The organism is Ureibacillus thermosphaericus (genome assembly GCF_002370195.2).
GTDB lineage: Bacteria > Bacillota > Bacilli > Bacillales_A > Planococcaceae > Ureibacillus > Ureibacillus thermosphaericus.
The window spans coordinates 463,918-479,473 of record NZ_AP018335.1 but is presented as its reverse complement, the minus strand read 5'-3'; the positions used below and the strand labels follow the sequence as shown (position 1 = coordinate 479,473).

Genomic DNA, 15,556 nt, shown 5'->3' with positions numbered 1-15,556 from the left:
GCCGTCTCAACAACTGAGGCGGCTTATCCTGAATTGGTAAGATTATGCGTTTGATTGTTCCTTTGTTGGTCCCATGACACCCGGTACAGGTAGGCCAGCTTGTCTTAATAATACTTGCATCTGTGCTCTGTGATGAGTTTGATGATCAATAAGCATGCGTAGTACTGCTCCAATCGCAGTAGGTTGTCCAATCATATCCACTTCTTTTTCTAATGAACTATCATCTAGTTTCTTAACCGCATTTACAACTTCTTCGTTTACTTTTTTATATTCGTCAATGATTTCTTTCATTGTAGTTGGCGGTGTAGAAGGATTGATTTGGACATTTAGTGATTGCCCTATTAATCCGCAAAAGAATAAAGGGGCATTTGTTAAGTGCCAGCTTAAAAATTCAAGAGAATTATGACCTTCAACAATAGCAACATGCTTTTTATCTTCCGTAATGGATTCCATAATTGCTATAGTACCCGCACTATTGTGTTGCCAATCTTTTATAAAATCGTCTATTTTACGATACATGGAAACACCTCTCTCAAAAAGTTGAATCTTTTATCTGAATATAAGAACATTATATACAAAAGTAGAAAAATTACCCTAATCAAAAATATAAGGGAACTAAAAAAATCTTTCAAAAATGATGAAGAGAAGATAGAAATTGTGTACAATAGATACATTGTGGACTATGAACAGAACGTTTTAAAATTATGAGGAGTGAAAGACGTGTCAAATATTGAAGAATTAAATGATCAACTTTTGGTGAGACGCCAAAAGTTAAGTGATATTCGTGAAAAAGGTATCGATCCATTTGGCCAACGTTTCGAGCGCACACACTTGTCTTCAGATGTTTTCAAACAATTTGATGTATTTACGAAAGAAGAACTAGAAGAAAAAAATGATGAAGTAGTCATCGCAGGTCGTATTATGACAAAACGTGGAAAAGGGAAAGCTGGTTTTGCCCACATTCAAGATTTGGCTGGCCAGATTCAAATTTATGTTCGTCAAGACCGAGTAGGCGATGAAGCATACGATTTATTTAAACATGCAGATTTAGGGGATATCGTGGGCATCCGCGGAGTTGTTTTCAGAACAAATGCAGGGGAGCTTTCCGTAAAAGCAAACGAATTTACTTTCCTAACGAAATCACTGCGCCCAATGCCTGAAAAATTCCATGGATTGCAAGATGTTGAACAACGTTATCGTCAACGCTACTTAGACTTGATGACGAATGCTGATAGCAAAGAGACGTTTATTACTCGTTCAAAAATTATTCGTTCTATTCGAAACTATTTAGATGGACAAGGTTATTTGGAAGTAGAGACGCCAATTTTACACACTGTTGCTGGAGGGGCAGCTGCTCGACCATTCATTACGCATCATAACGCATTAGATATGGATCTATATTTACGTATTGCATTAGAATTGCATTTAAAACGTTTAATTGTTGGCGGACTCGAAAAAGTATATGAAATAGGACGAGTGTTCCGAAATGAAGGTATTTCAACACGTCACAATCCAGAATTTACATTATTAGAGCTATACGGTGCATATTTAGATTACCGAGATATTATGGAATTGACAGAAAATTTAATTTCTCATGTAGCACAAGAGGTGCTTGGTACAACGAAAATCCAATACGGTGAAGAAGAAATAGACCTTTCACCAGGATGGAAACGAGTGCATATGGTTGATGCAATTAAGGAAGTAACCGGGGTAGACTTCTGGCAACCTATGACATTAGAAGAAGCGAGAAGTTTAGCGAAAGAACATGGTGTGGAAATTCAAGAAATGCATGAAGTGGGACACATCATTAACGAGTTCTTCGAGCAAAAAGTAGAGGAAACATTAGTACAACCAACATTCGTTTACGGACATCCTGTTGAAATTTCGCCATTAGCAAAGAAAAATCCAGAAGATGAACGCTTCACAGACCGTTTTGAATTATTTATCGTTCGTCGTGAACATGCAAATGCGTTTACAGAATTGAACGATCCAATCGATCAACGCGAACGTTTTGAAGCGCAACTAGCTGAAAAAGAAGCAGGAAATGACGAAGCACATGATATGGATGAAGATTTCATCGAAGCTTTAGAATATGGAATGCCTCCTACAGGTGGATTAGGTATCGGTATTGACCGATTAGTTATGTTATTAACCAATTCTCAATCCATTCGTGACGTATTATTATTCCCAACAATGCGTCCAAGAGATTAATTAGCTGGTTATAGAAAATCATTAGTTCAATCTATGGCTGTCTAGAAAATCTCTAGACAGCCAACTTTTTATAGACATGAAAGATGAAATCCTTAATCGCTTTCATTCAACGTAATTTTTTGTATTCCTAAATCTGTGGTTATTGTTGATTCATTAGTCTAATTCTTTTCTTACATCAGAATAGTGTGGGAGTTTTACATTATTTGATTTTATTTAGAGACCTTATATCATTTTTAGTTCAATGATATAAGGGGATATTGTTTTCAAACAATAAAAAAATTAAATGTAAAATAATTTATAACGCTAGATAAAAAATGTTGAAAAATATGTTGACATTTGATTAGGTAAGGTGATAATATATAAAAGCTGTCGCTAAGAGAAAGTAATTCTAATAAAGATCTTAACGAAAGTGATAAAAAATGAAAAAATCCAAAAAAGTTGTTGACAAACGAGTTGGTAAACGATATAATTAAAGAGTTGTTTCAAAAAAGAAGAATGAACCTTGAAAACTGAACAACAAAACGTTAATGCAATAAATTATCTAGTTGTTAACCCTCGTTGACAAACTAGATTCGGACATTAAATTTTGAGCAAATCAAATTTTCTTTTATGGAGAGTTTGATCCTGGCTCAGGACGAACGCTGGCGGCGTGCCTAATACATGCAAGTCGAGCGAACCAATTGAAAGCCTAGCTTTCATGAGGTTAGCGGCGGACGGGTGAGTAACACGTGGGTAACCTGCCCTATAGACTGGGATAACTCGCGGAAACGCGTGCTAATACCGGATAATACATCAAAGTGCATGCTTTGATGTTGAAAGATGGTTCTGCTATCACTATAGGATGGGCCCGCGGCGCATTAGCTTGTTGGTGGGGTAACGGCCTACCAAGGCGACGATGCGTAGCCGACCTGAGAGGGTGATCGGCCACACTGGGACTGAGACACGGCCCAGACTCCTACGGGAGGCAGCAGTAGGGAATCTTCCACAATGGGCGAAAGCCTGATGGAGCAACGCCGCGTGAGCGAAGAAGGTCTTCGGATCGTAAAGCTCTGTTGTAAGGGAAGAACAAGTGCAGTAGTAACTGGCTGCACCTTGACGGTACCTTACTAGAAAGCCACGGCTAACTACGTGCCAGCAGCCGCGGTAATACGTAGGTGGCAAGCGTTGTCCGGAATTATTGGGCGTAAAGCGCGCGCAGGCGGTTTCTTAAGTCTGATGTGAAAGCCCCCGGCTTAACCGGGGAGGGTCATTGGAAACTGGGAGACTTGAGTGCAGGAGAGGGAAGCGGAATTCCATGTGTAGCGGTGAAATGCGTAGAGATATGGAGGAACACCAGTGGCGAAGGCGGCTTCCTGGCCTGTAACTGACGCTGAGGCGCGAAAGCGTGGGGAGCAAACAGGATTAGATACCCTGGTAGTCCACGCCGTAAACGATGAGTGCTAAGTGTTAGGGGGTTTCCACCCCTTAGTGCTGCAGCTAACGCATTAAGCACTCCGCCTGGGGAGTACGGTCGCAAGACTGAAACTCAAAGGAATTGACGGGGGCCCGCACAAGCGGTGGAGCATGTGGTTTAATTCGAAGCAACGCGAAGAACCTTACCAGGTCTTGACATCCCGCTGACCGCTATGGAGACATAGCCTTCCCTTCGGGGACAGCGGTGACAGGTGGTGCATGGTTGTCGTCAGCTCGTGTCGTGAGATGTTGGGTTAAGTCCCGCAACGAGCGCAACCCTTGTCCTTAGTTGCCATCATTCAGTTGGGCACTCTAAGGAGACTGCCGTACAAATACGGAGGAAGGTGGGGATGACGTCAAATCATCATGCCCCTTATGACCTGGGCTACACACGTGCTACAATGGACGGTACAAACGGTCGCGAAGTCGCGAGACGGAGCCAATCCGAAAAAACCGTTCTCAGTTCGGATTGCAGGCTGCAACTCGCCTGCATGAAGCCGGAATCGCTAGTAATCGCGGATCAGCATGCCGCGGTGAATACGTTCCCGGGCCTTGTACACACCGCCCGTCACACCACGAGAGTCTGTAACACCCGAAGTCGGTGAGGTAACCCTTTCGGGAGCCAGCCGCCGAAGGTGGGACAGATGATTGGGGTGAAGTCGTAACAAGGTAGCCGTATCGGAAGGTGCGGCTGGATCACCTCCTTTCTAAGGATATTTACGGAAGCATTAGCGTTTTGTGTTCAGTTTTGAAGGTTTATGACCTTCAAAGTTATAGTGTTGTTCTTTGAAAACTGGATAAACGACATTGAAAGCAAGCAATTTACTGTAAAGCGCAAACAACTAGGCTAACACGACGTAAATGCGACGTGGATTAAAGCCGTAAGGGTTGCGAGACGCAAGCAAGACAAGGAAATAAGCGAGTGAGAACCGGAGTGTACTATATGCGTACATGAGGATTCGAACGAGCGAAATTGACGAAGTATTGCGCAGCGTATCGAAAACCGTAAAGGTTAAGTTGTTAAGGGCGCACGGTGGATGCCTTGGCACTAGGAGCCGATGAAGGACGGGACTAACACCGATATGCTTCGGGGAGCTGTAAGTAAGCTTTGATCCGGAGATTTCCGAATGGGGGAACCCACTGTTCGTAATGGAACAGTATCTTAACGTGAATCCATAGCGTTAAGAAGGCACACCCAGGGAACTGAAACATCTAAGTACCTGGAGGAGAAGAAAGAAAAATCGATTCCCTGAGTAGCGGCGAGCGAAACGGGAACAGCCCAAACCAAGAGGCTTGCCTCTTGGGGTTGTAGGACACTCTATACGGAGTTACAAAAGGATGGGTTAGATGAACCGTTCTGGAAAGGACGGCCAGAGAAGGTAAAAGCCCTGTAGTCGAAAATCCATCCTCTCCTGAGTGGATCCTGAGTACGGCGGAACACGTGAAATTCCGTCGGAATCCGGGAGGACCATCTCCCAAGGCTAAATACTCCCTAGTGACCGATAGTGAACCAGTACCGTGAGGGAAAGGTGAAAAGCACCCCGGGAGGGGAGTGAAAGAGAACCTGAAACCGTGTGCCTACAAGTAGTCAGAGCCCGTTAACGGGTGATGGCGTGCCTTTTGTAGAATGAACCGGCGAGTTACGATTACGTGCAAGGTTAAGCAGAAAATGCGGAGCCGCAGCGAAAGCGAGTCTGAATAGGGCGTTTTGAGTACGTGGTCGTAGACCCGAAACCAGGTGATCTACCCATGTCCAGGGTGAAGGTGAGGTAACACTCACTGGAGGCCCGAACCCACGCACGTTGAAAAGTGCGGGGATGAGGTGTGGGTAGCGGAGAAATTCCAATCGAACTTGGAGATAGCTGGTTCTCTCCGAAATAGCTTTAGGGCTAGCCTCGTGTGAAGAATACTGGAGGTAGAGCACTGTTTGGACTAGGGGCCCACCTCGGGTTACCGAATTCAGACAAACTCCGAATGCCAGCTATTTATACACGGGAGTCAGACTACGAGTGATAAGATCCGTGGTCAAAAGGGAAACAGCCCAGACCACCAGCTAAGGTCCCAAAGTAATCGTTAAGTGGAAAAGGATGTGGCGTTGCTTAGACAACCAGGATGTTGGCTTAGAAGCAGCCATCATTTAAAGAGTGCGTAATAGCTCACTGGTCGAGTGACGCTGCGCCGAAAATGTATCGGGGCTAAACGATTCACCGAAGCTGTGGATTCGTGCGTTGCACGAGTGGTAGGAGAGCGTTCTAAGTGCGTCGAAGTCAGACCGGAAGGACTGGTGGAGCGCTTAGAAGTGAGAATGCCGGTATGAGTAGCGAAAGATGGGTGAGAATCCCATCCACCGAATGACTAAGGTTTCCTGAGGAAGGCTCGTCCGCTCAGGGTTAGTCGGGACCTAAGTCGAGGCCGAAAGGCGTAGACGATGGACAACAGGTTGATATTCCTGTACCACCTCCCCGCCGTTTGAGTGATGGGGGGACGCAGGAGGATAGGGAATGCACGCCGTTGGTCGAGCGTGTCCAAGCAGCAAGGCGTGGAAGTAGGCAAATCCGCTTCCTAATACGCTGAGCTGTGATGGGGAGCGCGTTACGCGCGAAGTTCCTGATTTCACACTGCCAAGAAAAGCCTCTAGCGAGGCGGGAGGTGCCCGTACCGCAAACCGACACAGGTAGTCGAGGAGAGAATCCTAAGGTGAGCGAGAGAACTCTCGTTAAGGAACTCGGCAAAATGACCCCGTAACTTCGGGAGAAGGGGTGCTCATTGGGGTGCAAGCCCTGATGAGCCGCAGTGAATAGGCCCAGGCGACTGTTTAGCAAAAACACAGGTCTCTGCAAAACCGTAAGGTGAAGTATAGGGGCTGACGCCTGCCCGGTGCTGGAAGGTTAAGAGGAGGAGTTAGCGCAAGCGAAGCTCCGAATTGAAGCCCCAGTAAACGGCGGCCGTAACTATAACGGTCCTAAGGTAGCGAAATTCCTTGTCGGGTAAGTTCCGACCCGCACGAAAGGCGTAACGATCTGGGCACTGTCTCAACGAGAGACTCGGTGAAATTATAGTACCTGTGAAGATGCAGGTTACCCGCGACAGGACGGAAAGACCCCGTGGAGCTTTACTGTAACCTGATATTGAATTTCGGTGCAACTTGTACAGGATAGGTAGGAGCCGTAGAAGGGGGAGCGCCAGCTTCCCTGGAGGCGCCCTTGGGATACTACCCTGGTTGTACTGAAATTCTAACCCGCAAGCCTGATCGGCTTGGGAGACAGTGTCAGGTGGACAGTTTGACTGGGGCGGTCGCCTCCTAAAAGGTAACGGAGGCGCCCAAAGGTTCCCTCAGAATGGTTGGAAATCATTCGCAGAGTGTAAAGGCATAAGGGAGCTTGACTGCGAGACCTACAAGTCGAGCAGGGTCGAAAGACGGGCTTAGTGATCCGGTGGTTCCGCATGGAAGGGCCATCGCTCAACGGATAAAAGCTACCCCGGGGATAACAGGCTTATCTCCCCCAAGAGTCCACATCGACGGGGAGGTTTGGCACCTCGATGTCGGCTCATCGCATCCTGGGGCTGTAGTCGGTCCCAAGGGTTGGGCTGTTCGCCCATTAAAGCGGTACGCGAGCTGGGTTCAGAACGTCGTGAGACAGTTCGGTCCCTATCCGTCGTGGGCGTAGGAAATTTGAGAGGAGCTGTCCTTAGTACGAGAGGACCGGGATGGACACACCGCTGGTGTACCAGTTGTCTTGCCAAAGGCACCGCTGGGTAGCTATGTGTGGACGGGATAAGTGCTGAAAGCATCTAAGCATGAAGCCCCCCTCAAGATGAGATTTCCCATTGCATAAGCAAGTAAGATCCCTCAAAGACGATGAGGTAGATAGGTCCGAGGTGGAAGCACGGTGACGTGTGGAGCTGACGGATACTAATCGATCGAGGACTTAACCAATCATTTCAATGTCGTTATCCAGTTTTGAGAGAACAAAAATTATTTTAAAAAAACACTTGCAATTCTTTGATTAAGTGATATAATAGTTCTTGTCTCAAAACAAATAGTCTAGTGACGATGGCAAAGAGGATACACCCGTTCCCATACCGAACACGGAAGTTAAGCTCTTTAGCGCCGATGGTAGTAAGGGGCTTCCCCTTGTGAGAGTAGGACGTTGCTAGGCTAATATATGGAGGATTAGCTCAGCTGGGAGAGCACCTGCCTTACAAGCAGGGGGTCGGCGGTTCGATCCCGTCATCCTCCACCATATCATGCCGGTGTAGCTCAATTGGCAGAGCAACTGACTTGTAATCAGTAGGTTGAGGGTTCGATTCCTTTCGCCGGCACCATCATGAGCCATTAGCTCAGTGGTAGAGCATCTGACTTTTAATCAGAGGGTCGAAGGTTCAAGTCCTTCATGGCTCACCATTTTGCGGGTGTGGCGGAATTGGCAGACGCACTAGACTTAGGATCTAGCGCCTCACGGCGTGGGGGTTCGACTCCCTCCACCCGCACCATTTAAAATATAATTATTGCGGAAGTAGTTCAGTGGTAGAACACCACCTTGCCAAGGTGGGGGTCGCGGGTTCGAACCCCGTCTTCCGCTCCAATAATGCCGGGGTGGCGGAATTGGCAGACGCACAGGACTTAAAATCCTGCGGTAGGTGACTACCGTACCGGTTCGACTCCGGTCCTCGGCACCATGTAAAATAGAAGTTAGCGCCAGTAGCTCAATTGGATAGAGCGTCTGACTACGGATCAGAAGGTTGTGGGTTCGACTCCTGCCTGGCGCGCCATAAAATCGGGAAGTAGCTCAGCTTGGTAGAGCACTTGGTTTGGGACCAAGGGGTCGCAGGTTCGAATCCTGTCTTCCCGACCATACATTATATTGGGGCATTAGCTCAGCTGGGAGAGCGCCTGCCTTGCACGCAGGAGGTCAGCGGTTCGATCCCGCTATGCTCCACCATGAACCTTGAAAACTGAACAACAAAACGTTAATGCAATAAATTATCTAGTTGTTAACCCTCGTTAACAAACTAGATTCGGACATTCAATTTTTGAGCAAATCAAATTTTCTTTCATGGAGAGTTTGATCCTGGCTCAGGACGAACGCTGGCGGCGTGCCTAATACATGCAAGTCGAGCGAACCAATTGAAAGCCTAGCTTTCATGAGGTTAGCGGCGGACGGGTGAGTAACACGTGGGTAACCTGCCCTATAGACTGGGATAACTCGCGGAAACGCGTGCTAATACCGGATAAAACATCAAAGTGCATGCTTTGATGTTGAAAGATGGTTCTACTATCACTATAGGATGGGCCCGCGGCGCATTAGCTTGTTGGTGGGGTAACGGCCTACCAAGGCGACGATGCGTAGCCGACCTGAGAGGGTGATCGGCCACACTGGGACTGAGACACGGCCCAGACTCCTACGGGAGGCAGCAGTAGGGAATCTTCCACAATGGGCGAAAGCCTGATGGAGCAACGCCGCGTGAGCGAAGAAGGTCTTCGGATCGTAAAGCTCTGTTGTAAGGGAAGAACAAGTGCAGTAGTAACTGGCTGCACCTTGACGGTACCTTACTAGAAAGCCACGGCTAACTACGTGCCAGCAGCCGCGGTAATACGTAGGTGGCAAGCGTTGTCCGGAATTATTGGGCGTAAAGCGCGCGCAGGCGGTTTCTTAAGTCTGATGTGAAAGCCCCCGGCTTAACCGGGGAGGGTCATTGGAAACTGGGAGACTTGAGTGCAGGAGAGGGAAGCGGAATTCCATGTGTAGCGGTGAAATGCGTAGAGATATGGAGGAACACCAGTGGCGAAGGCGGCTTCCTGGCCTGTAACTGACGCTGAGGCGCGAAAGCGTGGGGAGCAAACAGGATTAGATACCCTGGTAGTCCACGCCGTAAACGATGAGTGCTAAGTGTTAGGGGGTTTCCACCCCTTAGTGCTGCAGCTAACGCATTAAGCACTCCGCCTGGGGAGTACGGTCGCAAGACTGAAACTCAAAGGAATTGACGGGGGCCCGCACAAGCGGTGGAGCATGTGGTTTAATTCGAAGCAACGCGAAGAACCTTACCAGGTCTTGACATCCCGCTGACCGCTATGGAGACATAGCCTTCCCTTCGGGGACAGCGGTGACAGGTGGTGCATGGTTGTCGTCAGCTCGTGTCGTGAGATGTTGGGTTAAGTCCCGCAACGAGCGCAACCCTTGTCCTTAGTTGCCATCATTCAGTTGGGCACTCTAAGGAGACTGCCGTACAAATACGGAGGAAGGTGGGGATGACGTCAAATCATCATGCCCCTTATGACCTGGGCTACACACGTGCTACAATGGACGGTACAAACGGTCGCGAAGTCGCGAGACGGAGCCAATCCGAAAAAACCGTTCTCAGTTCGGATTGCAGGCTGCAACTCGCCTGCATGAAGCCGGAATCGCTAGTAATCGCGGATCAGCATGCCGCGGTGAATACGTTCCCGGGCCTTGTACACACCGCCCGTCACACCACGAGAGTCTGTAACACCCGAAGTCGGTGAGGTAACCCTTTCGGGAGCCAGCCGCCGAAGGTGGGACAGATGATTGGGGTGAAGTCGTAACAAGGTAGCCGTATCGGAAGGTGCGGCTGGATCACCTCCTTTCTAAGGATATTTACGGAAGCATTAGCGTTTTGTGTTCAGTTTTGAAGGTTTATGACCTTCAAAGTTATAGTGTTGTTCTTTGAAAACTGGATAAACGACATTGAAAGCAAGCAATTTACTGTAAAGCGCAAACAACTAGGCTAACACGACGTAAATGCGACGTGGATTAAAGCCGTAAGGGTTGCGAGACGCAAGCAAGACAAGGAAATAAGCGAGTGAGAACCGGAGTGTACTATATGCGTACATGAGGATTCGAACGAGCGAAATTGACGAAGTATTGCGCAGCGTATCGAAAACCGTAAAGGTTAAGTTGTTAAGGGCGCACGGTGGATGCCTTGGCACTAGGAGCCGATGAAGGACGGGACTAACACCGATATGCTTCGGGGAGCTGTAAGTAAGCTTTGATCCGGAGATTTCCGAATGGGGGAACCCACTGTTCGTAATGGAACAGTATCTTAACGTGAATCCATAGCGTTAAGAAGGCACACCCAGGGAACTGAAACATCTAAGTACCTGGAGGAGAAGAAAGAAAAATCGATTCCCTGAGTAGCGGCGAGCGAAACGGGAACAGCCCAAACCAAGAGGCTTGCCTCTTGGGGTTGTAGGACACTCTATACGGAGTTACAAAAGGATGGGTTAGATGAACCGTTCTGGAAAGGACGGCCAGAGAAGGTAAAAGCCCTGTAGTCGAAAATCCATCCTCTCCTGAGTGGATCCTGAGTACGGCGGAACACGTGAAATTCCGTCGGAATCCGGGAGGACCATCTCCCAAGGCTAAATACTCCCTAGTGACCGATAGTGAACCAGTACCGTGAGGGAAAGGTGAAAAGCACCCCGGGAGGGGAGTGAAAGAGAACCTGAAACCGTGTGCCTACAAGTAGTCAGAGCCCGTTAACGGGTGATGGCGTGCCTTTTGTAGAATGAACCGGCGAGTTACGATTACGTGCAAGGTTAAGCAGAAAATGCGGAGCCGCAGCGAAAGCGAGTCTGAATAGGGCGTTTTGAGTACGTGGTCGTAGACCCGAAACCAGGTGATCTACCCATGTCCAGGGTGAAGGTGAGGTAACACTCACTGGAGGCCCGAACCCACGCACGTTGAAAAGTGCGGGGATGAGGTGTGGGTAGCGGAGAAATTCCAATCGAACTTGGAGATAGCTGGTTCTCTCCGAAATAGCTTTAGGGCTAGCCTCGTGTGAAGAATACTGGAGGTAGAGCACTGTTTGGACTAGGGGCCCACCTCGGGTTACCGAATTCAGACAAACTCCGAATGCCAGCTATTTATACACGGGAGTCAGACTACGAGTGATAAGATCCGTGGTCAAAAGGGAAACAGCCCAGACCACCAGCTAAGGTCCCAAAGTAATCGTTAAGTGGAAAAGGATGTGGCGTTGCTTAGACAACCAGGATGTTGGCTTAGAAGCAGCCATCATTTAAAGAGTGCGTAATAGCTCACTGGTCGAGTGACGCTGCGCCGAAAATGTATCGGGGCTAAACGATTCACCGAAGCTGTGGATTCGTGCGTTGCACGAGTGGTAGGAGAGCGTTCTAAGTGCGTCGAAGTCAGACCGGAAGGACTGGTGGAGCGCTTAGAAGTGAGAATGCCGGTATGAGTAGCGAAAGATGGGTGAGAATCCCATCCACCGAATGACTAAGGTTTCCTGAGGAAGGCTCGTCCGCTCAGGGTTAGTCGGGACCTAAGTCGAGGCCGAAAGGCGTAGACGATGGACAACAGGTTGATATTCCTGTACCACCTCCCCGCCGTTTGAGTGATGGGGGGACGCAGGAGGATAGGGAATGCACGCCGTTGGTCGAGCGTGTCCAAGCAGCAAGGCGTGGAAGTAGGCAAATCCGCTTCCTAATACGCTGAGCTGTGATGGGGAGCGCGTTACGCGCGAAGTTCCTGATTTCACACTGCCAAGAAAAGCCTCTAGCGAGGCGGGAGGTGCCCGTACCGCAAACCGACACAGGTAGTCGAGGAGAGAATCCTAAGGTGAGCGAGAGAACTCTCGTTAAGGAACTCGGCAAAATGACCCCGTAACTTCGGGAGAAGGGGTGCTCATTGGGGTGCAAGCCCTGATGAGCCGCAGTGAATAGGCCCAGGCGACTGTTTAGCAAAAACACAGGTCTCTGCAAAACCGTAAGGTGAAGTATAGGGGCTGACGCCTGCCCGGTGCTGGAAGGTTAAGAGGAGGAGTTAGCGCAAGCGAAGCTCCGAATTGAAGCCCCAGTAAACGGCGGCCGTAACTATAACGGTCCTAAGGTAGCGAAATTCCTTGTCGGGTAAGTTCCGACCCGCACGAAAGGCGTAACGATCTGGGCACTGTCTCAACGAGAGACTCGGTGAAATTATAGTACCTGTGAAGATGCAGGTTACCCGCGACAGGACGGAAAGACCCCGTGGAGCTTTACTGTAACCTGATATTGAATTTCGGTGCAACTTGTACAGGATAGGTAGGAGCCGTAGAAGGGGGAGCGCCAGCTTCCCTGGAGGCGCCCTTGGGATACTACCCTGGTTGTACTGAAATTCTAACCCGCAAGCCTGATCGGCTTGGGAGACAGTGTCAGGTGGACAGTTTGACTGGGGCGGTCGCCTCCTAAAAGGTAACGGAGGCGCCCAAAGGTTCCCTCAGAATGGTTGGAAATCATTCGCAGAGTGTAAAGGCATAAGGGAGCTTGACTGCGAGACCTACAAGTCGAGCAGGGTCGAAAGACGGGCTTAGTGATCCGGTGGTTCCGCATGGAAGGGCCATCGCTCAACGGATAAAAGCTACCCCGGGGATAACAGGCTTATCTCCCCCAAGAGTCCACATCGACGGGGAGGTTTGGCACCTCGATGTCGGCTCATCGCATCCTGGGGCTGTAGTCGGTCCCAAGGGTTGGGCTGTTCGCCCATTAAAGCGGTACGCGAGCTGGGTTCAGAACGTCGTGAGACAGTTCGGTCCCTATCCGTCGTGGGCGTAGGAAATTTGAGAGGAGCTGTCCTTAGTACGAGAGGACCGGGATGGACACACCGCTGGTGTACCAGTTGTCTTGCCAAAGGCACCGCTGGGTAGCTATGTGTGGACGGGATAAGTGCTGAAAGCATCTAAGCATGAAGCCCCCCTCAAGATGAGATTTCCCATTGCATAAGCAAGTAAGATCCCTCATAGACGATGAGGTAGATAGGTCCGAGGTGGAAGCACGGTGACGTGTGGAGCTGACGGATACTAATCGATCGAGGACTTAACCAATCATTTCAATGTCGTTATCCAGTTTTGAGAGAACAACCTCTCATATAGTGAAGTGACGATGGCGAAGAGGTCACACCCGTTCCCATACCGAACACGGAAGTTAAGCTCTTCAGCGCCGATGGTAGTAAGGGGCTTCCCCTTGTGAGAGTAGGACGTCGCTTCGCAGAAGGCACCACAATAGTGGTGCTTTTTTTATTGCAAAAATTGAAGCCCCTTACTAACAAGGACTGAAAGTCCGATCGGCGCGATACAGAAACCACATGCTAAACAAAAGTAAAATAAATATTTGAAGGAGACGAGAAGCACGGGGACCAAGAAGTTCAAGGAAGCGAGGCGGCCCGGAGCGGAGCGTACTATGTACGTGAGCACCGGACCGCCGAAGCAGACGCAGAAATTCGCCGGTCAACGTGCTTCGGAGTTAGCGCCGATGGTAGTTAAGGGGTCCCCTTGTGAGAGTAGGACGTCGCTTCGTAAGCCCGAATTCAAATGACGCATTGAAAAACTTAAACTTAAAACAGGGATTAAAAAAGCGTACCTATTAGTACGCATGACAAATAGCCCTACAATCTTGAGTTTTTTCAGATTGAGGGCTATTTTGCTATTGCACATGATTCACGTATATTTTTAGACCAAGGCAAGTAGCGATCGATTATTTCTGGTTGCTGATGGATTGGGAGGTTCGGGAGTTCTGTCAATACTTTGACCAAGTATTGATAGCAATCAATTCCATTAGCTTTTGCCGTTTCAGCTAAACTCAAACAAATGGCATTGGCATCAGCTCCCAATTCACTCACAGAGAAAAGCCAGTTCTTCCGACCAATCACACTCGGACGAATCGCATTTTCTGCTGGGTTATTGTCAATCGCAATTCGACCGTCATATAGAAATGCTTTTAGACCTTCGGCATGTTTCAAAGTATAGTTTGCCGCTTCCGCAAGGGCACTTTTGCCGTAAAAAGGAGATTCATCTACCCATTGTAAGAATTCTTCCACAATCGGTTTGGAATATTTTTTTCGTTCTTTTCGACGTTTGCTTGGTGAAAGTTTCTTAAACTTTCGTTCCAATTCGTAGAGTCGATTACAATATTCTACACCTTTTTCGGCGTTTTTACTGTTGGCTTTTAACCATTTTCTACGCACATGTGCCCAACAATTGGCGAATGTGACGTTAGGTAAACCAGCGTATGCAGAATATCCGTCACAAATGATGGTTCCCTTGAACTTTTCCACGAAGTCTTTTAAAACTTCCCGACTTCGCGATAACGCACTATGAAACATGACGATGGTCGCCGCTTGAGAAGCAACGCTTCGGACCAGTTATAAGCATTAGACTGAGCCGACTTTCCATCCGAACGATTGAGTATTTGAGCGTATGTTTCATCAATATGAAGAATTGATTTTTTCATAAGGAGCTCTTTCATACGATGGTAGATTGGATGAAGCCAATCCTCCGCGATTCGAATCACCCAGTTCGATAAATTTTTATCGTTTGTAAGGAGACCATAACGGTTCCATTCCTTTACCTGGCGATATAAAGGTAAATATTGAAACACGCTTCACAATAGCCGGTATAAATTTTGCTTCCCCACGAACAATCGTGCTGCCGATCTCTGTCATCTGAGATTGACAACACTCGCATTGTAAGTTTCAGGCTGATGATGAATTTCTTCAATTTCTAAACCATCCACGAAGAAATCGTTTCGTTTCTTTTTATGTATTTTACGAACAACTGTATAGGTAACAGTGTCCGTGCTTTGTTCTTCTGTGTGCCCAGGTTCGTTAAAAAAAAGAGTCATCATCAAATAAAGAACATTGGCCATCTGGAGCTTGGTACTTTGATTTTTCTGATTTTGAGCCATAAAGAAGCTTTGTTAAATAGCTAACTTGTTGTGACAACGATTCAATTTGTTTCAACAGTTCTTCATTTCTCTTATTGGATTGCGCGAGTTGTTCTTCTAATAATTGAATTAATTTTTCATTCGAATCATTGCTCACATCATTCACCACATTTCCGTATAAATTCAATAATGTCTTGATTATATCACTAGTAATCATTG

The 15,556-nt window shown here is 47.9% G+C and carries 2 protein-coding genes, 9 tRNA genes, 6 rRNA genes and 1 pseudogene; 16 read left to right on the top strand and 2 right to left on the bottom strand.

Features of this window, described 5'->3' with window-relative positions:
- Positions 1-42 precede the first annotated feature (42 nt).
- On the bottom strand, positions 43-519 hold the full coding sequence (locus UtA1_RS02280; protein WP_096549915.1) for a DinB family protein: 477 nt from the start codon (positions 517-519) through the stop codon (positions 43-45).
- Positions 520-711: 192 nt separating this feature from the next.
- On the opposite strand from UtA1_RS02280, the gene lysS reads away from it, so the two are divergent.
- From lysS to rrf (UtA1_RS02200), 16 genes are all read left to right on the top strand, one after another.
- On the top strand, positions 712-2,211 hold the full coding sequence (gene lysS, locus UtA1_RS02275) for a lysine--tRNA ligase (RefSeq protein ID WP_172597811.1): 1,500 nt from the start codon (positions 712-714) through the stop codon (positions 2,209-2,211).
- Positions 2,212-2,817: 606 nt separating this feature from the next.
- Positions 2,818-4,370, top strand: a 16S ribosomal RNA gene (locus UtA1_RS02270).
- Positions 4,371-4,673: 303 nt separating this feature from the next.
- Positions 4,674-7,600 (top strand): 23S ribosomal RNA (locus UtA1_RS02265).
- Positions 7,601-7,707: 107 nt separating this feature from the next.
- Positions 7,708-7,823, top strand: a 5S ribosomal RNA gene (rrf, locus tag UtA1_RS02260).
- Between the two features lie 8 nt (positions 7,824-7,831).
- A tRNA-Val gene (locus UtA1_RS02255) sits at positions 7,832-7,907 on the top strand.
- A gap of 6 nt (positions 7,908-7,913) precedes the next feature.
- Positions 7,914-7,989 (top strand) — tRNA-Thr (locus tag UtA1_RS02250).
- Between the two features lie 4 nt (positions 7,990-7,993).
- A tRNA-Lys gene (locus UtA1_RS02245) sits at positions 7,994-8,068 on the top strand.
- A gap of 4 nt (positions 8,069-8,072) precedes the next feature.
- Positions 8,073-8,157, top strand: a tRNA-Leu gene (locus UtA1_RS02240).
- Between the two features lie 17 nt (positions 8,158-8,174).
- Positions 8,175-8,249 (top strand) — tRNA-Gly (locus tag UtA1_RS02235).
- 5 nt (positions 8,250-8,254) lie between these two features.
- Positions 8,255-8,343 (top strand) — tRNA-Leu (locus UtA1_RS02230).
- Between the two features lie 16 nt (positions 8,344-8,359).
- Positions 8,360-8,436, top strand: a tRNA-Arg gene (locus UtA1_RS02225).
- 6 nt (positions 8,437-8,442) lie between these two features.
- A tRNA-Pro gene (locus UtA1_RS02220) sits at positions 8,443-8,519 on the top strand.
- 11 nt (positions 8,520-8,530) lie between these two features.
- A tRNA-Ala gene (locus tag UtA1_RS02215) sits at positions 8,531-8,606 on the top strand.
- Between the two features lie 111 nt (positions 8,607-8,717).
- A 16S ribosomal RNA gene (locus UtA1_RS02210) occupies positions 8,718-10,270 on the top strand.
- 303 nt (positions 10,271-10,573) lie between these two features.
- Positions 10,574-13,500: ribosomal RNA gene (locus UtA1_RS02205) — 23S ribosomal RNA — on the top strand.
- Between the two features lie 48 nt (positions 13,501-13,548).
- Positions 13,549-13,664, top strand: a 5S ribosomal RNA gene (gene rrf, locus UtA1_RS02200).
- Together the 16S, 23S and 5S rRNA genes with 9 tRNA genes alongside form the textbook arrangement of a ribosomal RNA operon.
- 426 nt (positions 13,665-14,090) lie before the next feature.
- On the opposite strand, the pseudogene tnpC reads toward rrf (UtA1_RS02200), so the two are convergent.
- A pseudogene (tnpC, locus tag UtA1_RS18120) lies at positions 14,091-15,506 on the bottom strand (IS66 family transposase).
- Between the last annotated feature and the right edge of the window lie 50 nt (positions 15,507-15,556).

Bases quoted from the DNA above. Each gene is read 5' to 3' on its own strand.
- UtA1_RS02280 (WP_096549915.1), bottom strand. From the start codon at position 519: ATGTATCGTAAAATAGACGATTTTATAAAAGATTGGCAACACAATAGT.